Source organism: Pseudoxanthomonas broegbernensis (assembly GCF_014202435.1).
GTDB lineage: Bacteria > Pseudomonadota > Gammaproteobacteria > Xanthomonadales > Xanthomonadaceae > Pseudoxanthomonas > Pseudoxanthomonas broegbernensis.
Map to the genome: position 1 here is coordinate 360,699 of NZ_JACHGU010000002.1, position 15,154 is coordinate 375,852.

Below are 15,154 nucleotides of genomic sequence, written 5' to 3' on the forward strand. Positions count from 1 at the left end.
ATACGCCGCCCCCGTAAGAGCGGCGTCAGGACCGGGCCGCGGCGTGCCGAAACGAAGAAAGACGGGTCCGGGCCCGTCTTTCGTCGCTGGCGGAAAGGGTGGGATTCGAACCCACGGTACCGGAGACCGGTACACCGGATTTCGAATCCGGCGCATTCGACCACTCTGCCACCTTTCCGCGATGCCCCGCCGCGTGGTCGCCGCGGGGCGGGCAATCATACGAGAAGCGGCCGGCCCGGCACAACTCGCGCCCGGCCTCGCGGGCGGGCGTCGTACATGCGCCATGGCCTAGACTGGGCGCCCTTCCACTGGCCCCGTACCGACCCATGTCCGAGATCCTGGTTCCCGTCTCCTTCGGCGAGCTGCTCGACAAGATCGCGATCCTGCAGATCAAGTCCGAGCGCATGAGCGACGCGGCAAAACTGGCCAACGTGCGCAACGAGCTGTCGGCGCTGGAACGGACCTGGATGCAGCATCCGGCCGCCGGCGGCGACGTCGTCGAGTTGCGCGCGCAGCTCAAGGCGGTCAACGAGCGGCTGTGGCAGATCGAGGACGACATCCGGCTCAAGGAGAAGGCGCAGGAGTTCGACGAGGATTTCGTGCGCCTGGCGCGCAGCGTGTACTTCGAGAACGACGAGCGCGCGCGGGTGAAGAAGGCGATCAACCTGGCGCTGGGCTCGGCCTACGTCGAAGAGAAGTCCTACCAGGACTACCGCGCCGACGCGCCCTGACCCGGCGCCGGCCCGCCGGCTGCGGCCGGCGGCTCCAGCGCGCGGATTCTGACCATGTGCCGGACCATGCGCAGCCCCGGGCTGTGCGGCAGGGCCACGCCGTAGCCCTCGTGCAGGCGCTCCACCTCGCCGGGCCGGTCCAGGCCCAGGGCGCCGAGCTGGGCGATCAGCAGGGCCTGTTCCTGCACCGGCAGCGGCAGCGCCTGCGGCAGTTGCAGCAACGCCTCGCCGCTGGCGCGCATGGCGGCCGCGTCGCGCGTTGCCGCCGCCGCGTACATGTCCAGCATCGCCCGCACCGGTTCGGGTTGCCGCGCCGGGTCGATCCACGCCGGCTCGATCCATGCGCCGCGCAGGTCCTGCGCCGGCAGGTGGCCGAGGGTGGCCATCGCCACGGCCGCGGCGGCGCTGGTCCAGGTGGCCGTGTCCTCGACGGTGCCGTGGGACAGGCCCAGCAGCGCCTGCAGCTCCATTTCCGCGGCGGCCAGCTCGTGCTGGCGCCGGGGCAGGGCGGTGGCGCGTCCGCCGGTGCGCAGCGCCTGGACCAGCGTGATCGCGCGCTCCCGGGCCTGCAGCAGGCTGTGGCCGGGCAGGACGGGAATGTCCGCCGAGGCGCCGGGCGGGGTGCGCCCTTCCAGGACGTCCAGCACCGGCAACCCGTTGTCGGCCAGCCGCTGCAGGGTGTCGGCGCGGTCGCCGCGGAAGCGGGTACGCGGGCCCTGCAGTGCGACCTGCGGGTGGAAGTCGCTGTGCGGCCGGGCCTGCAGGGCACGGGCGTAGGTGGCCAGCAGCGCGCGACCGCCGATCCGGCGCAGTTCCAGCGCCTCCTCGCTGGCCAGGCCGACCCGCGCGGTCTCGCGCGCCAGCGCGGCCGTGGCCCGCAGGCGCGAGGCGTCCGGCGCCGGGCAGGCGCCGCGGCAGGCGACGACGGCGAGGTCGTTGTCCTGGGCTAGGTACACCGCCGCGTCGGGGAAGTTCTCCAGCAGCGCGGCCATGATCGTCGCCAGCAGCGCGTCGTCGATCTCGTAGGTCTGCAGCCACTGCACCAGCAGGCCGTCCTCGGCCAGGTGGTCGTGCAGGAATCGGTAGAACTGCGTGGTGAACAGGCCGGCCACGCCGCTGACCCAGGGGTTGGACGGCTCGGAGACGATGACGTCGTAGCGGCGGTTGCCGCTGGCGTAGAAGCGTCGCGCATCGTCGAAGCGCACCTGCGAACGCGGGTCGTGCAGGGCGCGGCCGATGCGCGCGGCGAACAGGCGCTCGCCGGCCGCATGCACCAGCGGTTCGATCTCCACCGTCTCCACCCGCTCCACCTGGTCGCTGCCGAGCAGGGTATGGGTGGACAGGCCCAGCCCCCAGCCGATCACCCCGACCTGGCTTGGCCGCGGGTGCAGTGCCAGCGGCAGCGCGCCCAGGCCGACCATGGTCAGCTCGTCGCCGCCGGGCGGGCCGTCGAGGGTGGCCGACATCGCCCCGTCGGACTTGCCGTTGGTCAGCAGCGAGAGGGTGCCGCTCGCGGGCGAACGCGCGACGCCGATGGTGGCGGTCTTGCCGTCGCGCAGGAACGGCACCTGCAGCGACGGGTCCAGGCGGGCGAAGCCGGTGCGGAACGCCCCGGACAGTTGCGCGCGCGGGTCCGGCCGGCCCCAGGCCAGGGCCACGGCCAGCGCCGCGATCGCGCCCAGCACCAATAGCTCCAGGCGCCGCGGGGCCAGTTCGGTGCGCGCGTGCGCCAGCAGCCAGAAGCCCAGCGCGATGTCGCCCGCGGCGGCCAGTACCAGCCCGGTGCGCACGCCCAGCAGCGGGATCAGGACGTGCGTCATCAGCAGCACGCCGGCGATGGCGCCCAGGGTATTGGCCGCGTACAGCCGGCCGATCGCCGTCTCGCCGGTGCCGGCGCGCAACAGCGCCAGAGTGAACAGTGGCAGCGTGGTGCCGGCGAAGAACGCGGCCGGCAGCATCACCGCCAGCGCGATGCCGGCGCTGCCCAGCAGGTACAGCCGATAGCCGCCATCGGTGCGCGCCAGCGCCTGCACCAGCGCCGCGCTCCAGTCGAAGGAGTGGGCGAAGGCCAGCAGCGACAACAGCGCGGCCGCGCCCATCGCCACCTGGGCCAGTGCCGCGGTGCGCAGGGGGTCGTGCAGCCGCGCCGCGCGCCGGTGCACCCAGGCGCCACCGAAGGCCAGCCCCAGCAGGAACGCGGCCAGCATCAGCTCGAAGCTGTGCACGGTGGTGCCCAGTGCCTGATTGAGCAGCCGGATCCAGCCGATCTCGTAGACGAAGGAACAGGCGCCCGAGAGCAGGCCGGCCGCCAGTACCGCGCGCACCAGCGTGCGCGGGGCATCGCCGTGCGGGCCGGCGGCCGACGATGGCGGCGCGACCGTGGAGTAGGCGTCGGGCGCCCGCTCGAAGCGCAGCGACAGCGCCCAGGCCATCGCCGCCACCGCCAGGTTGACCGCCCCGGCCACCGCCAGTGCGCCGGGCATGCCCAGCCGCGGCAGCAGCAGGAAGGTCGCGCCCAGTGCGCCGAACGCCGCGCCCAGGCTGTTGGCGAAGTACAGCCCGCCCAGTACCCGCGCGTCCCGGCCCGTGCCCGTGCCCGGCCCGCCGGCGCGCAGCCAGCCGGCGCTGAGCAGGGGGAAGGTCGCGCCCAGCAGCAGGCAGGCCGGCAGGATCAGCAGCGCGGCGGACAGCCACGGATACAGGTGGCCGGCCAGGCCGTCGCCCAGGGCCGGCAGCACCGCCTCGGACAGCCCCGTGTAGCCGCGGAACAGGGGATGGAAGGCCAGCCCCAGCACGCCGATGGCCGCCTCGGCCAGGGCATAGGCGCGCAGCAGGCGGCGCCAGCGCAGGCCCAGCCGCGCCGCCAGCCAGGCCCCGCCGGCCATGCCGCCCATGAAGATCGCCAGCACCAGGCTCTGCGCGTAGGCGGCATGGCCCAGCACCAGCCCCAGGTAGTGCGACCAAAGCGACTGGTAGACCAGCCCGGCGAAGCCGGAGAGCACGAACAGGCCGATGACCGCGGTGCCCGGGAGCGCGGAGCCGGTGGCGGGCAGCGGCGTCGGCCGGGGGCGGATCACTCCGCGGGCGGCCTCGCCGGCACCTGCGCGGGCCGCGCCGGCGATACCGGCCGTTCCCCGCGGGCCGGGTCAGCGGCCGTGGTCGGCACGGTAGCGCTCGAAGGCAGCGATCGCATCGTCCACGGCGACCAGGTCCATCACCCCGTCGTGCTCGATCTTGGTGCCCCACTTCAGCTCGGCGGAGGGTTTGCCCAGGTACTTGCGCGCCGCCTCGTCGTAGCGGTCCACGCAATAGCGCCGGTCCGAGTACGGGCCGCTGCGCGCCGGGTTGCTGGCCGCGTGCAGGCCCAGCACCTTGGTGCCCATCGCGTTGGCGATGTGCATGGGGCCGGAATCGGGAGTGACCAGCAGGTCGGCGCGTTCCAGCAGCGCGGGCAACTGCTTGAGGGTGTCCTTGCCCACCAGGTCCAGCACCGGCGCGCGCATGGCCGCGGCGATGGCGTCGGCGGTGCGGCGCTCCAGTTCGCTGCGGCCGCCGCACAGCACCACCCGCCAGCCGCGCGCGGCGGCATGGTCGGCCAGGGCGGCGTGGCGCTCGGGATACCAGTTGCGGCGCTCGTGGCTGGAGCAGGGCGAGATCATCAGCACCGGGGCGCCGTCGTCGTCCCATTGCGCCCTGGCCCACTCGCGCGCGGCCTCGGGCACCGGCAGGTTCCAGGTCACCTGGTCCTGGCGCAGGCCCAGCGGCTCGCAGAAGCTGCCGATGGCGTCGAGCACGTGGATGCCGGGCCGGGCGGGGATGCGCTCGTTGACGAACAGGCCGTGCAGGTCCTTCGAGCGGGCGCGGTCGTAGCCCACCCGCCGCCGCGCGGGCACGAAGGCCGACAGCAGGTTGGCGCGCGCGGCCACCTGCAGTTGCAGCAGCACGTCGAAGCCCCCGTCCGGCAGGGTACGGCGCAGTGCGCGCATGCCGGCCAGGCCGCTGCGCTTGTCGTAGACGTGGAAGGCCACGCCATCGAGCCCGTCCAGCAGGCGATGGCCGGCCGGATCGATGATCCAGTGCAGCGGCGCATCGGGCCACGCCCGCAGCAGCGTGCGGACCAGCGGCACCACGTGGGTGACGTCGCCGAGGGCGGACAGGCGCAGCAGGCAAATCGAGGGGCGCATCGGTCTCGGCTGTTGTTAGACTCGCGCGGATGGTCGCGTTCGACGCCAACGAAGCCCTGACGCCGTATCGTACCGACCGCGGATACGGGGCCATTCTGTTCGACCGCCAGCGGCTGCGGCAAGCCGGCGCCGAATTGTTCTCCCCTGCGGCCTGGGGCGAGCGCGCACGGCCGGTGGATTCGGGCGGGCGCGGCGGCGCGTGGTTCGTGGATGCGCCGTTCGGCGCCTGCGTGCTGCGCCACTACCTGCGCGGCGGGCTGGCCGCGCGCCTGTCCCGCGACCGCTACCTGTGGCGCGGGGTGGCGCGCACGCGCAGCTTCGCCGAGTTCCGGCTGATGCGCGAACTGCTCGGCCGCGGCCTGCCGGTGCCGCGCCCGCTGGCCGCCTCCTACGTGCGCGAGGGGCTGCGCTACCGCGCCGCGATCCTGCTGGAACGGCTGGAGGGCGTGCGGTCGCTGGCCGACCGCGCGCTGGTGGCCGGCAGCGGCGCGCCGTGGGAAGAGGCCGGGCGGCTGATCGCGCGCTTCCACCGCGAGGGCCTGGACCATGCCGACCTCAACGCCCACAACCTGCTGTTCGACGGCAACGGCCGCGGCTGGCTGATCGATTTCGACCGCGGGCGCATGCGCATCCCGGCCACCGGCTGGCGCGAGGGCAACCTGCGCCGGCTGCACCGCTCGCTGCTCAAGCTGCGCGGCGGGCGCAGCCGCGACGAGGTCGAGCGCGACTTCGCGCGCCTGCGCCGCGCCTACGAGCTGGCCTGGAAGCGAGGCTGCTGAGATGGCCGGCTGGGCGCTGCGGTTGCATGGGGTGGGCAATGCGTCGGCGGTGGAGCTGGGTTCGGCCATGGCCAGCATCGAGCGCGGCGGCGCGCCGTGGCTGACCATCGATTGCGGCGCCGAGGGACTGACCGCGTTCGAGGCCCTGTACGGGCGTGCGCCCGAGGCGATCTTCCTCACCCACGTGCACCTGGACCATGTGGCCGGTTTCGAGCGCCTGTTCGTGTCGAGCTACTTCGACCCGCGCCGGCGCGGTCGCGTGCGCCTGTACGTGCCGGCGCCCATCGTGCCGCTGCTGCACCGCCGGGTGGGCGAATACCCCAACGTGCTGGCCGAGGGCGGGGCCAACTTCTGGGACGCGTTCCAGTTGATCCCGGTGGGCGAGGCGTTCTGGCACGAGGGCCTGCGCCTGGAAGCGTTCCCGGTGCGCCACCACTGGCCTGACACCGCCTTCGGCCTGCGCCTGCGCGGCAGCCTGGTGTGGAGCGGCGATACCCGGCCGATCCCGGAGATGCTGGCCCGCTACGCCGACGACGGCGAGCTGATCGCCCACGACTGTGCCCTGCACGGCAATCCCTCGCACACCGGGCTGGACGACCTGGAGCGCGAGTACCCCGAGTCCTTGCGCCGGCGCATGCTGCTCTATCACTACGCCAGCCAGGCCGACGCATCCGCGCTGGCCGCGCGCGGCCATGCCGTGGCCCGTCCCGGCGAGGTGCGGCCGTTGGCCGAACCGACCGCGATGCGGCCTGCCTGAGCGCCGTGCGCTGGTGGCCCTGGCATGGGCGCCGGACTGCCTGACCGATGCATGCGATGGCCGCGGTTCTTACCGGCCTGCCGACACGGTTCGGGCATGGCGGCTGGCTGAAATCCAAGCGGACCCGCGTGCTTTCCGGGGCCGGAAAAGGTGGCGGCCCCGCCGGCTTGCCCCGGCGCCCGCGTCGATCGATACCGTTGCTGCCTTCCGGCCCTGGCGGGATTTTCGACCTAGCGTCGCGGGGGGCCGACGGGGCCACCATGGAGACGGGCCGCGCAACGCGCGGCCCGGTTGGCGCACCGGCGCCGCAATGCGGATGCGGACCGGCTGGAACTGGCGAACGCGTAAAGACGTCGCTGCGTCTTCGAAACTGGCGGAGAGAGGGGGATTCGAACCCCCGAAGCGCGGTTTAGACGCTTACACACTTTCCAGGCGTGCTCCTTCAACCACTCGGACACCTCTCCGGACCCGTCCGCTGCCGCAGGCGGCACGACGGGGGCGCAAATTCTAGCTTCGCGGGCACTTGTCCACAAGCGCGGGCCGAGGGGCGGGGCGGGCGTGGCACAATGCCGGTCCTGGTCCAAGCGGTAGTCCGATGTCCTACCTCGTCCTCGCCCGCAAGTGGCGCCCGAAGCGGTTTTCCGAGCTGGTCGGGCAGGAGCACGTCGTGCGCGCGCTGGGCAATGCCCTGGATACCGGCCGGGTCCACCATGCCTTCCTGTTCACCGGCACGCGCGGGGTGGGCAAGACCACCATCGCCCGCATCTTCGCCAAGTCGCTGAACTGCGAGAAGGGCGTCAGCGCCGAGCCCTGCGGCCAGTGCGCGGCCTGCACCGACATCGACGCCGGCCGCTACATCGACCTGCTGGAGATCGATGCGGCCTCCAACACCGGCGTGGACGACGTGCGCGAGGTGATCGAGAACGCGCAGTACATGCCCTCGCGCGGACACTACAAGGTGTACCTGATCGACGAGGTGCACATGTTGTCCAAGGCGGCGTTCAACGCGCTGCTCAAGACCCTGGAGGAGCCGCCGGGGCACGTGAAGTTCCTGCTGGCCACCACCGACCCGCAGAAGCTGCCGGTGACGGTGCTTTCGCGCTGCCTGCAGTTCAACCTCAAGCGCCTGGACGAGGGCCAGATCGAGGGCCAGATGACCCGGATCCTGGCCGCCGAGCGGATCGAGGCCGATGCCGGCGCGATCCGCCAGCTCGCCCGCGCGGCCGACGGCAGCCTGCGCGATGGACTGTCGCTGCTGGACCAGGCCATCGCCTATGCCGGTGGCGCGCTGGGCGAGGACACCGTGCGCGCCATGCTCGGCAGCGTCGACCGTACCCAGGTGGCGGCGCTACTGGATGCCCTGGCCGACGGCGACGGCCAGGCGTTGCTGGGCACGGTGGACGCCCTGGCGGGCTTCGCCCCGGATTGGGGCAGCGTGCTGGAGGCGCTGGCCGAGGCCCTGCATCGCATCCAGGTGAAGCAGCTCGTGCCGGGGGCCGCGCGCGAGGACGAAGGCATCGACGTGGATGCCTGGGCGGGCCGTTTGCGCCCGGAGGTGACCCAGCTCTGGTACCAGATGGCGGTCAACGGCCGCCGCGACCTGGAGCTTGCACCGGCGCCGCGCGTGGGCTTCGAGATGAGCGTGCTGCGGATGCTGGCGTTCCGGCCCGAGGCCGATGTCGGTCCACCCGCGGGGCCGGGCGCGGGCGCCGGCAGTGGCGTGGCCGCGACGGGAGGGCCGCCGCCGCGTGCGGCGTCCGCCATGGCGCCCGAAGCCGCGGCCGCGCTGCCCACCGCCGTGGAATCCACGCCTGCCGCCGCGTCTCCATCGCGCGCCCAGGCCCCATCGCCGCTGCCGGCGGGTGCCTCGGATGCGCCGCCGTGGGAAGTTCCCGCCGCGGTGGCATCCAGCCCGGCGCGTTCTGCGCCGCGGGGCCCGGCAGGGCCCGCCGATGCCGCCGGGCCGCGCGCCGCGGTGCCGCCGGCCGATCCGTTCGCCGCCGGCGCCGACATGCCGATGCGTGCGGCCGCCGGCAACGCCAGGCCGGCCGCCGCCGAAGCGCTGCAGCGCGGCATCGTGATGCCGCCGTCCGCCGCCGCGGTCGCGGCGCCGCCGGAATCTTCCCGGCCGATGGCCGCGCCGGTGGCGTCCGCTCCGGCAACGATTGCCGTGCCTTCGCCGGTGCCAGGCGCGGTCCCGCCGGCTTCCGCGCCCGGTACCACCGCCGTCGCCGACGCCGAGGACTGGCTGCGGTGCGTGGCCGCCTGCGATCTGAAGGGTCCGGCGCGCGAGTTGGCCGCGCATACCGCCTTCGTCGGCCATGTCGACGGCGTGCTGACCCTTGCCCTGGATCCGGGCTTCGAGTACCTGCGCAGCGAGCGTTCGGTCGCCGCGCTGGCCGAGGCCATGGCGGCCTCGCTGGGAGCGCCGCCGAAGATCGCGATCCAGACCGGCGCGGCACAGGCGCCGACCCTGCACCAGCGCCAGGAGAGCGAACGCGATTCGCGCCAAAGCGCCGCCGAGCAGGCCTTCCTCAACGATCCCGGCGTCAAGCGCCTGATCGAGCAGCACGGCGCCCGCGTCGTGCCCGATTCCATCCGACCCCACGACGAGTGAGCGACATGCGCGGCAATATCGCCCAATTGATGCAACAGGCGCAGAAGATGCAGGAGAACCTGCAGCGCGCCCAGGAGGAACTGGCCAAGCTGGAGGTCACCGGCAGCGCCGGCGGCGGCATGGTCAGCATCACCCTCAGCGGCATCAAGGAATGCCGCAAGGTGCGGATCGACCCGAGCGTGCTGACCGACCAGGAGATGGCCGAGGACCTGATCGCCGCCGCGTTCAACGATGCATCCAACAAGGTCGATGCCGAATCCAAGGCGAGGATGGCCGCGGCCTCGGCCGGCATGCCGCTGCCGCCGGGCATGAAGCTGCCGTTCTGAGCATGCGTGCCGGGATTGGCGCGCCGGCCGGCGCGACCGCATGAGCGCGCCGCTGCTTGAGCAGTTGATCGAGGCCTTCCGGGTGCTGCCCGGCGTCGGCCGCAAGACCGCGCAGCGCATGGCCTACCACGTGCTGGAGCGCGGCCGCGACGGGGGGCTGCACCTGGCCCAGGTGCTGGCCGAGGCGGTGGAGCGGATCGGCCATTGCAGCCAGTGCCGCGACTTCAGCGAAACCGACGTGTGCGCGGTATGCGCCGGCACCGGCCGCGACCGCCAGCAGCTATGCGTGGTCGAGTCGCCGGCCGATCGCCTGGCCATCGAGACGGCCACCGGCTATCGCGGGCTGTACTACGTACTGCAGGGCAGGCTCTCGCCGTTGGACGGCATCGGCCCGCGCGAACTGGGCCTGGACGCGCTGGCCGCGCGCCTGGCCGGTGGCGAGGTGGTGGAGATGATCGTGGCCACCAGCGCCACGGTGGAGGGCGAGGCCACCGCGCACTACCTGGCGCAACTGGCGCGCCGTCATGGCGCGCGGCCGAGCCGGCTGGCGCAGGGGCTGCCGCTGGGCGGCGAGCTGGAATACGTGGACCGCGGCACCCTGTCGCATGCCTTCGGCACGCGCGGGGAGATGCCGGAGTAGGGCGGCGCGGGCCAGGGGGGCGGCCCTTCCGGCCGCGGGGCGCTACGATGCCCGTTCCGTTCCTTCGCATGTTGCCGCCATGACCGACACCCTCTTCGGCAAGATCATCCGCCGCGAGATCCCCGCCACCATCGTCTACGAGGACGAGGACATCCTCGGCTTCCGCGACATCGCCCCGCAGGCGCCGGTGCACGTGCTGTTCGTCCCCAGGCACGAGGCGATCCCGACCCTGGACGACGCCCGACCCGAGCATGCCGCGCTGCTGGGCAGGCTGATGCTGGCCGCGGCCGAGTTCGCGCGCCGCGAGGGCCTGGCGCAGGACGGCTACCGGGTGGTGATGAACTGCCGTGAGCATGCCGGCCAGACCGTCTTCCACGTGCACCTGCACCTGCTGGCCGGCGCGCCGCTGGGACACTTCGGCACGCCCGGCACGCCCTGAGCGCGGATGCGCGCAGAAGCAGAACAGGGTTTCCCTACAAGCGCCGGTGAACGCAGCCGCTCCCGGGATGCAGCGGCTCAGCCGCCTATGGGAGCCGGCGTCAGTCGGCGACAGGCTCCGGAGCCGGAGCAAGGATTGGCCGGCGCATGCGCATGGCCGCCGCCCGTATCCGGCTGCCCGGCTCCTGCGGTCCTAAAGGCAAAGCGCGCTGACGCGTGGCGCGCCCTTGCCGTGCCTTTCGCCGCTACCACCCCCACCAGCCGCCCCACGGACCCCAGTACGGGCCCCAGTAGGGGCGCGGCGGCGGCATCACCACGTCCACCTCGCGCACTTCCGGCCACAGGTACACGGTGTCGGCGGCCAGTTGCGGCAGGCGATAGTCGTACTCGCCGATGCGCACCGTGTCGGTGCCCTCGATGCGGCCGACGAAGGTCACGTCGCGTCCCGGGGTGAACACCGCCGGATCGTAGAAGCCGGCGCGGCAGGCCATGAAGCGGCCCTGGCTGGCGTCGGCCGAATCGCTGTCGGGGCGGCCGGTGGCGTTCAACGGCATGCCCACCATCTGGAAGCAGGTGCGGTCCTGCTTGGGCAGGGTCTCGACGATGCGGCCGCCCCAGCGCACGGTGGTGCCGGGCGATGGGCTGGCCACGGCCTGTTGCGGGGTGACCGCGGGGAACGCGCCCTGCAGCGGCTGCGGCGCGGTGGCGCAGGCGCCCAGCAGGGCGGCGGCCGCGAGGGCGAGGGCGAAATGGGTGCGATGGCGGACGGGCATGGCGGCCTCCGTGGGTGTCAGGGACGATGCCGCCGCAGGTCTTCGACCAGGCGGTGCGTCTGCGTTTCCCGGGCAGCGTAGCGCGCGGCGGCGAAACGCCGGCTGAGCGCCAGCAGCGCCGGGCCCGAGGCCGGATGGGCGGCGGCCACGCGCCCGGCCCAGGCCAGGGCCGGCTCGTGGGGCGCGCGGCCCAGGCCCAGCTTCGCGTAGTGCCTGCCGAGGCGGCGCCAGGCACGCAGCAGCGGGTCGCGTTCGCGCTCGCCACGGGCCAGCACCCAGATCATGCCGGCCAACGCCAGCGCGGCCAGGGCGGCGAACATCGCCAGCAATTGCGTCGGTCGCAGGTGCTGAAGGCCCAGCGGGCTGAGCAGCGCCTGCTGGCGTCCGGCGTCGAACCCGAGTACCAGGTCGTTCCAGCCGCGGCGCAGCCAATCGGTGAGATCGCCGAGGTTGTCCAGGCGCAGCAACTCCATCCCCGTGCCGCTGCGGGCGGCGTTGCGGCGCTGTTCCAGGGTGTCGTAGATGCGCTCGGGCGCCACCGCCGCGGTCGGGTCCACCCGCACCCAGCCGTGGCCTTCCAGCCACACCTCGACCCAGGCATGGGCGTCCATGCGCCGCACCACCCAGTAGCCGCCGAACGGGTTGCGGTAGCCGCCCACGTAGCCGGTCACCACCCGCGCCGGGATGCCGGCCGCGCGCATCAATACCGTATAGGCCGAACTGAAGTGCTCGCAGTAGCCTTCCTTCGTCCCGAACAGGAACTCGTCCACCGCGTCGCGGCCGGGCAGCGGCACGTCCAGGGTGTAGGCGAACTCGGCGCGGATCCATTCCAGCGCGCGCGTGGCGATGGCCGCGTCGTCCCCGCCCGCCTCCTCACGCCATTGCCGGGCCAGCGCCAGGGTGCGTGGATTGCGCCCGCCGGGCAGGTCCAGGGCGATGGCGCGCAGGGCCGGGCGCAATTCCGGCTCGAACTGCGCGGGGGGCGAGGAACGCAGCCGCCACCGGCTGGGCGCGGACAGCGGCCGCTCCGCGGTGAGCGAGTGGTCGAAGCCCAGGCGGCTGCCCGCGGGCGCGGCTGTGGGCAGGTCCAGGGCGACCAGTTGCCGGCGGTCGGTGGCCTCCATCTCGATCTCGTAGTCCCACGTCGTGCCCTGCGCGCGCACCTCGGGCATCGGGAGGCCGTCGAGCCAGCGCAGCCGGGTCCAGGCGCGGCCGTCGAACTGCCACAGCACCGGCCCGCGCCAGTACATCTGCTCCGGCGGCGGCGGGTCGCCCCGGAACGAGGCGCGCAGCGCCGGCGAGTCGTCGCTCATCAATTCGCCCCAGGCGCCGGGTTCCATGCTGTCCGACAGCCCGGGTCGGGCCAGGGCGCGCTCGGGCACGCCCCACAGCGGCGAGCCCAGCCGCGGGAACAGCCAGAACGCGGCCATCGCCAGCGGCAGGCCGATCCCGACCAGCCGCGCCATCACCCCCATGCGCTGCCGCAGCGGCAGCGGCGGCGCCTGGTTCTCGGCGTCGGCCAGGCGCTGCAGGGTGAGCAGGGCGCACAGGGCGGCGACCAGGCCCAGCACCATGACCATCGGGCCTTGGTCCAGCAGAAACGCGGCGAACGGGGCGAACAGGGAGAAGCCGAGCAGGCTGCGCGCATCGCGCAGGGAGTGCGCCTCGGCCGGCTTGATCGCCAGCATCGCCGCCAGCAGGGCGCAGCCGGTATCGCGGCCCAGGCGCGTGCCCATTGTCGCGAACACCGCCGCCAGCATCGCCAGGGTCAACAGCAGCCGCAGCCAGCCGGGCAACGGCGCACGCCAGGCCAGCGCCGCCACGACCACGGCGGTCAGGCCGAAGCCCAGGGCCAGGGTGGAGGGCAGGATCAGCAACAGCGGCAGCAGGGCCAGGCCGGCGGTGGCCAGCGCCCAGCCGCGGCTGGAGGGGTCGAGGATCTGCGAAGGATGCGCCATGGAGGATCAGCCCTGCGGCAACACGGCCAGCGCGCGCAGGCAGGCGTGGCGGTGGTCGGGGCCGCGGGCGGGGCCCAGTTCCGGCTGCCCGGGCAGGCGCAGGCGGTAGCGCCTGCCTTCGCGCTCGGCCTGGTCGACCCAGGCCGCGAGGCGGGCGATGCGCCGCTCGTGCGCCAGCGGCGCCAGCGACCGCCAGTCCAGCACCACGTCCAGGCCCTGGCTGCGTTCGAATTCGCGCACCACCAGGCTGTCGCGGCGTGCGCTGTGCTTCCAGGCGATGCTGCGCGGTGGGTCGCCGGCGCGATAGGCGCGCAACTGGTGCGGTTCCTCGCCGAGCGGGTGCAGGCGGCTGTGGCCGGCGCTGCCGCCGCTCTCCGGCAGCGGCGGAGCCGGGGTTTCCGCGCGTGGATAGACCAGCAGCAGATGCCGCGGCCATACTCGCGACCAGCCGCGGACCAGGCCCAGCGGCTGGGTGGTGGACAGGCGGATGCGGCCGGGCTCGAGCCAGCCGCGGCGGTGCGTGGCAAGGACCAGGGTGAATTCGCAATGCCCGTCGCTGCCGCTGCTGGCGCGGTCGCTCGCCGTGTCCAGGTCGGCACGCAGGCCGCGCCGGCGGCGCCCGTCGCGGCTGGACAGCGCCAGGCGCATGGCCAGCGGCTGGCCGGCGGCGACCGGCTCGGCCGAGACCGCCTCCACCCGCAGCCCGGACAACTGCAGGTGGGTGGCGATGAGGCTGGCCAGGCCCGCCGCGCCCAGCAGCAGCGCCAGCAGCAGCGCGGGGTTGTTGTTGTAGTTCAGCGCGCCCAGCACCATCGCCAGGACCAGCGCGGCGTAGAACAGACCGAACGGCGTGGGCAGCACGTAGATCCGCCGCCGGCCGATGGCCACCGGTAGCGGTTCGGGCGCGCGCGGCCGTTCCAGCGCCCGCAGGCGGTCCATGAAGCGGCGCAGCGCCGCCGCCATCAGTCCACCGGCACCGCGTGCAGCACGGCCTTGGCCAGCGCCGCGCCGGAGCCGGCCTCCGCCTCCGGGACCAGCCGGTGCCCGGCCACGGCGGCGAACAGCGCCTGCACGTCCTCGGGCAGCACGTGGTTGCGGCCCAGCAGCAGCGCATAGGCGCGCGCAGCGCGCAGCAAGGCCAGGCCGGCGCGCGGCGACAGGCCCACGCGCACGCCCGGATGCTGGCGGCTGCGCGTCAGCAGCGCCTGCACGTAGCCTACGAGCGCCTCGCTGGCGTGGATCTGCGCGGCGGCGCGGCGCAGGGCCGCCACGTCGCCTTCGCCCAGCAGCGGCAGCGCCTGGGCGATCAGTTCGCGGCGGTCGGCGCCGGTGAGCAGGGCGCGTTCGGAGTCGGCTCCCGGATAGCCCAGCGAGAAGCGCAGCAGGAACCGGTCCAACTGCGAGTCGGGTAGCGGAAAGGTGCCGGACAGGTCGACCGGATTCTGGGTGGCGATGACGAAGAACGGATCGGGCAGGGCATGGGTGATGCCATCCACGGTCACCTGCTGCTCGGCCATCGCCTCCAGCAGTGCGCTCTGGGTGCGCGGCGGGGCGCGGTTGATCTCGTCGGCCAGCAGCACCTGGGCGAACACCGGCCCGGGATGGAATTCGAAGCGGCGCGCGGCGGCGTCGTACACCGACACGCCCAGCACGTCGGCCGGGAGCAGGTCGGAGGTGAACTGCACACGCTGGAACGACAGCCCGATCGTGGCGGCCAGGGCGTGGGCCAGCGTGGTCTTGCCCAGGCCGGGCAAGTCCTCTATCAGCACGTGGCCGCCGGCCAGCAGGGCGACGAAGGCCATGCGCACTTCCTGGGGTTTCCCCAGGACCAATCCGTTGACCTGGCGTTGAGCGTGCGTGAGGGACGCGCGCAGCGCGTCGGTTAGGATTCCATCGGGAGGTTGGACGGTGTGCGCCATCGCATGCCTGTGTCCTGGGTCGCTCCGGAGTG

The 15,154-nt window shown here is 73.5% G+C and carries 13 protein-coding genes, 2 tRNA genes and 1 other RNA gene; 7 read left to right on the forward strand and 9 right to left on the reverse strand.

Annotated elements, in window-relative coordinates; genetic code table 11:
* Positions 1-87 precede the first annotated feature (87 nt).
* Positions 88-178, reverse strand: a tRNA-Ser gene (locus HNR76_RS05200).
* Positions 179-326: 148 nt separating this feature from the next.
* On the opposite strand from HNR76_RS05200, the gene HNR76_RS05205 reads away from it, so the two are divergent.
* A complete protein-coding gene (locus HNR76_RS05205; protein ID WP_162309825.1) occupies positions 327-731 on the forward strand; it encodes a DUF6165 family protein in 405 nt (134 codons plus the stop codon).
* Here the strand turns inward: HNR76_RS05205 and HNR76_RS15570 are convergent.
* Positions 710-3,808, reverse strand: coding sequence for a fused MFS/spermidine synthase (locus HNR76_RS15570; protein ID WP_282959739.1), 3,099 nt, complete (start codon positions 3,806-3,808; stop codon positions 710-712). The genes HNR76_RS05205 and HNR76_RS15570 overlap by 22 nt on opposite strands.
* Before the next feature lie 69 nt (positions 3,809-3,877).
* The gene (locus HNR76_RS05215; protein WP_162309826.1) at positions 3,878-4,915 is read right to left on the reverse strand and encodes a glycosyltransferase family 9 protein; all 1,038 of its coding nucleotides are present in this window, start codon (positions 4,913-4,915) and stop codon (positions 3,878-3,880) included.
* 29 nt (positions 4,916-4,944) lie between these two features.
* On the opposite strand from HNR76_RS05215, the gene HNR76_RS05220 reads away from it, so the two are divergent.
* Positions 4,945-5,694 (forward strand): 3-deoxy-D-manno-octulosonic acid kinase, encoded by a 750-nt coding sequence (locus HNR76_RS05220; protein ID WP_162309827.1) that lies wholly within the window; start codon positions 4,945-4,947, stop codon positions 5,692-5,694.
* A 1-nt stretch (position 5,695) separates the two neighbouring features.
* Positions 5,696-6,451, forward strand: a complete 756-nt coding sequence (locus tag HNR76_RS05225) for an MBL fold metallo-hydrolase (RefSeq protein WP_162309828.1) — start codon at positions 5,696-5,698, stop codon at positions 6,449-6,451.
* Between the two features lie 162 nt (positions 6,452-6,613).
* On the opposite strand, the gene ffs is transcribed toward HNR76_RS05225, so the two are convergent.
* Both ffs and HNR76_RS05235 read right to left on the reverse strand, forming a co-directional pair.
* Positions 6,614-6,704, reverse strand: an RNA gene (ffs, locus tag HNR76_RS05230) — signal recognition particle sRNA small type.
* A gap of 118 nt (positions 6,705-6,822) precedes the next feature.
* Positions 6,823-6,915, reverse strand: a tRNA-Ser gene (locus HNR76_RS05235).
* Between the two features lie 131 nt (positions 6,916-7,046).
* Here HNR76_RS05235 and dnaX point away from each other — a divergent pair.
* The 4 genes from dnaX (at position 7,047) to HNR76_RS05255 (ending at position 10,473) form a co-directional block, all read left to right on the forward strand.
* A complete protein-coding gene (gene dnaX, locus HNR76_RS05240) occupies positions 7,047-9,068 on the forward strand; it encodes a DNA polymerase III subunit gamma/tau (RefSeq protein WP_162309829.1) in 2,022 nt (673 codons plus the stop codon).
* A gap of 5 nt (positions 9,069-9,073) precedes the next feature.
* Positions 9,074-9,394: a YbaB/EbfC family nucleoid-associated protein gene (locus HNR76_RS05245; protein ID WP_162309830.1), complete on the forward strand. Its 321-nt coding sequence runs from the start codon at positions 9,074-9,076 to the stop codon at positions 9,392-9,394.
* A gap of 40 nt (positions 9,395-9,434) precedes the next feature.
* Positions 9,435-10,034: a recombination mediator RecR gene (recR, locus tag HNR76_RS05250; RefSeq protein WP_162309831.1), complete on the forward strand. Its 600-nt coding sequence runs from the start codon at positions 9,435-9,437 to the stop codon at positions 10,032-10,034.
* A gap of 79 nt (positions 10,035-10,113) precedes the next feature.
* Positions 10,114-10,473 carry a histidine triad nucleotide-binding protein gene (locus HNR76_RS05255; protein ID WP_162309832.1) on the forward strand — a complete coding sequence of 120 codons (360 nt, stop codon included), beginning with the start codon at positions 10,114-10,116 and terminating at the stop codon, positions 10,471-10,473.
* A gap of 244 nt (positions 10,474-10,717) precedes the next feature.
* On the opposite strand, the gene HNR76_RS05260 is transcribed toward HNR76_RS05255, so the two are convergent.
* The 4 genes from HNR76_RS05260 to HNR76_RS05275 are packed head-to-tail and all read right to left on the reverse strand — an operon-like array spanning position 10,718 to position 15,122.
* Positions 10,718-11,245: a Slp family lipoprotein gene (locus tag HNR76_RS05260; RefSeq protein WP_162309833.1), complete on the reverse strand. Its 528-nt coding sequence runs from the start codon at positions 11,243-11,245 to the stop codon at positions 10,718-10,720.
* A gap of 17 nt (positions 11,246-11,262) precedes the next feature.
* Positions 11,263-13,203, reverse strand: a complete 1,941-nt coding sequence (locus HNR76_RS05265) for a transglutaminase TgpA family protein (RefSeq protein WP_162309834.1) — start codon at positions 13,201-13,203, stop codon at positions 11,263-11,265.
* 6 nt (positions 13,204-13,209) lie between these two features.
* Positions 13,210-14,166 carry a DUF58 domain-containing protein gene (locus tag HNR76_RS05270; protein ID WP_162309835.1) on the reverse strand — a complete coding sequence of 319 codons (957 nt, stop codon included), beginning with the start codon at positions 14,164-14,166 and terminating at the stop codon, positions 13,210-13,212.
* Entirely contained in the window at positions 14,166-15,122 is a 957-nt protein-coding gene (locus HNR76_RS05275; protein WP_162309836.1) for an AAA family ATPase, read from the reverse strand. The genes HNR76_RS05270 and HNR76_RS05275 overlap by 1 nt, the downstream gene beginning before the upstream one ends.
* Positions 15,123-15,154 lie beyond the last annotated feature (32 nt).

Coding starts and splice junctions, on each gene's coding strand:
- HNR76_RS05205 (WP_162309825.1), top strand. CDS start 327: ATGTCCGAGATCCTGGTTCCCGTCTCCTTCGGCGAGCTGCTCGACAAG.
- HNR76_RS05215 (WP_162309826.1), bottom strand. CDS start 4,915: ATGCGCCCCTCGATTTGCCTGCTGCGCCTGTCCGCCCTCGGCGACGTC.
- HNR76_RS05220 (WP_162309827.1), top strand. CDS start 4,945: ATGGTCGCGTTCGACGCCAACGAAGCCCTGACGCCGTATCGTACCGAC.
- HNR76_RS05225 (WP_162309828.1), top strand. CDS start 5,696: ATGGCCGGCTGGGCGCTGCGGTTGCATGGGGTGGGCAATGCGTCGGCG.
- dnaX (WP_162309829.1), top strand. CDS start 7,047: ATGTCCTACCTCGTCCTCGCCCGCAAGTGGCGCCCGAAGCGGTTTTCC.
- HNR76_RS05245 (WP_162309830.1), top strand. CDS start 9,074: ATGCGCGGCAATATCGCCCAATTGATGCAACAGGCGCAGAAGATGCAG.
- recR (WP_162309831.1), top strand. CDS start 9,435: ATGAGCGCGCCGCTGCTTGAGCAGTTGATCGAGGCCTTCCGGGTGCTG.
- HNR76_RS05255 (WP_162309832.1), top strand. CDS start 10,114: ATGACCGACACCCTCTTCGGCAAGATCATCCGCCGCGAGATCCCCGCC.
- HNR76_RS05260 (WP_162309833.1), bottom strand. CDS start 11,245: ATGCCCGTCCGCCATCGCACCCATTTCGCCCTCGCCCTCGCGGCCGCC.
- HNR76_RS05265 (WP_162309834.1), bottom strand. CDS start 13,203: ATGGCGCATCCTTCGCAGATCCTCGACCCCTCCAGCCGCGGCTGGGCG.
- HNR76_RS05270 (WP_162309835.1), bottom strand. CDS start 14,166: ATGGCGGCGGCGCTGCGCCGCTTCATGGACCGCCTGCGGGCGCTGGAA.
- HNR76_RS05275 (WP_162309836.1), bottom strand. CDS start 15,122: ATGGCGCACACCGTCCAACCTCCCGATGGAATCCTAACCGACGCGCTG.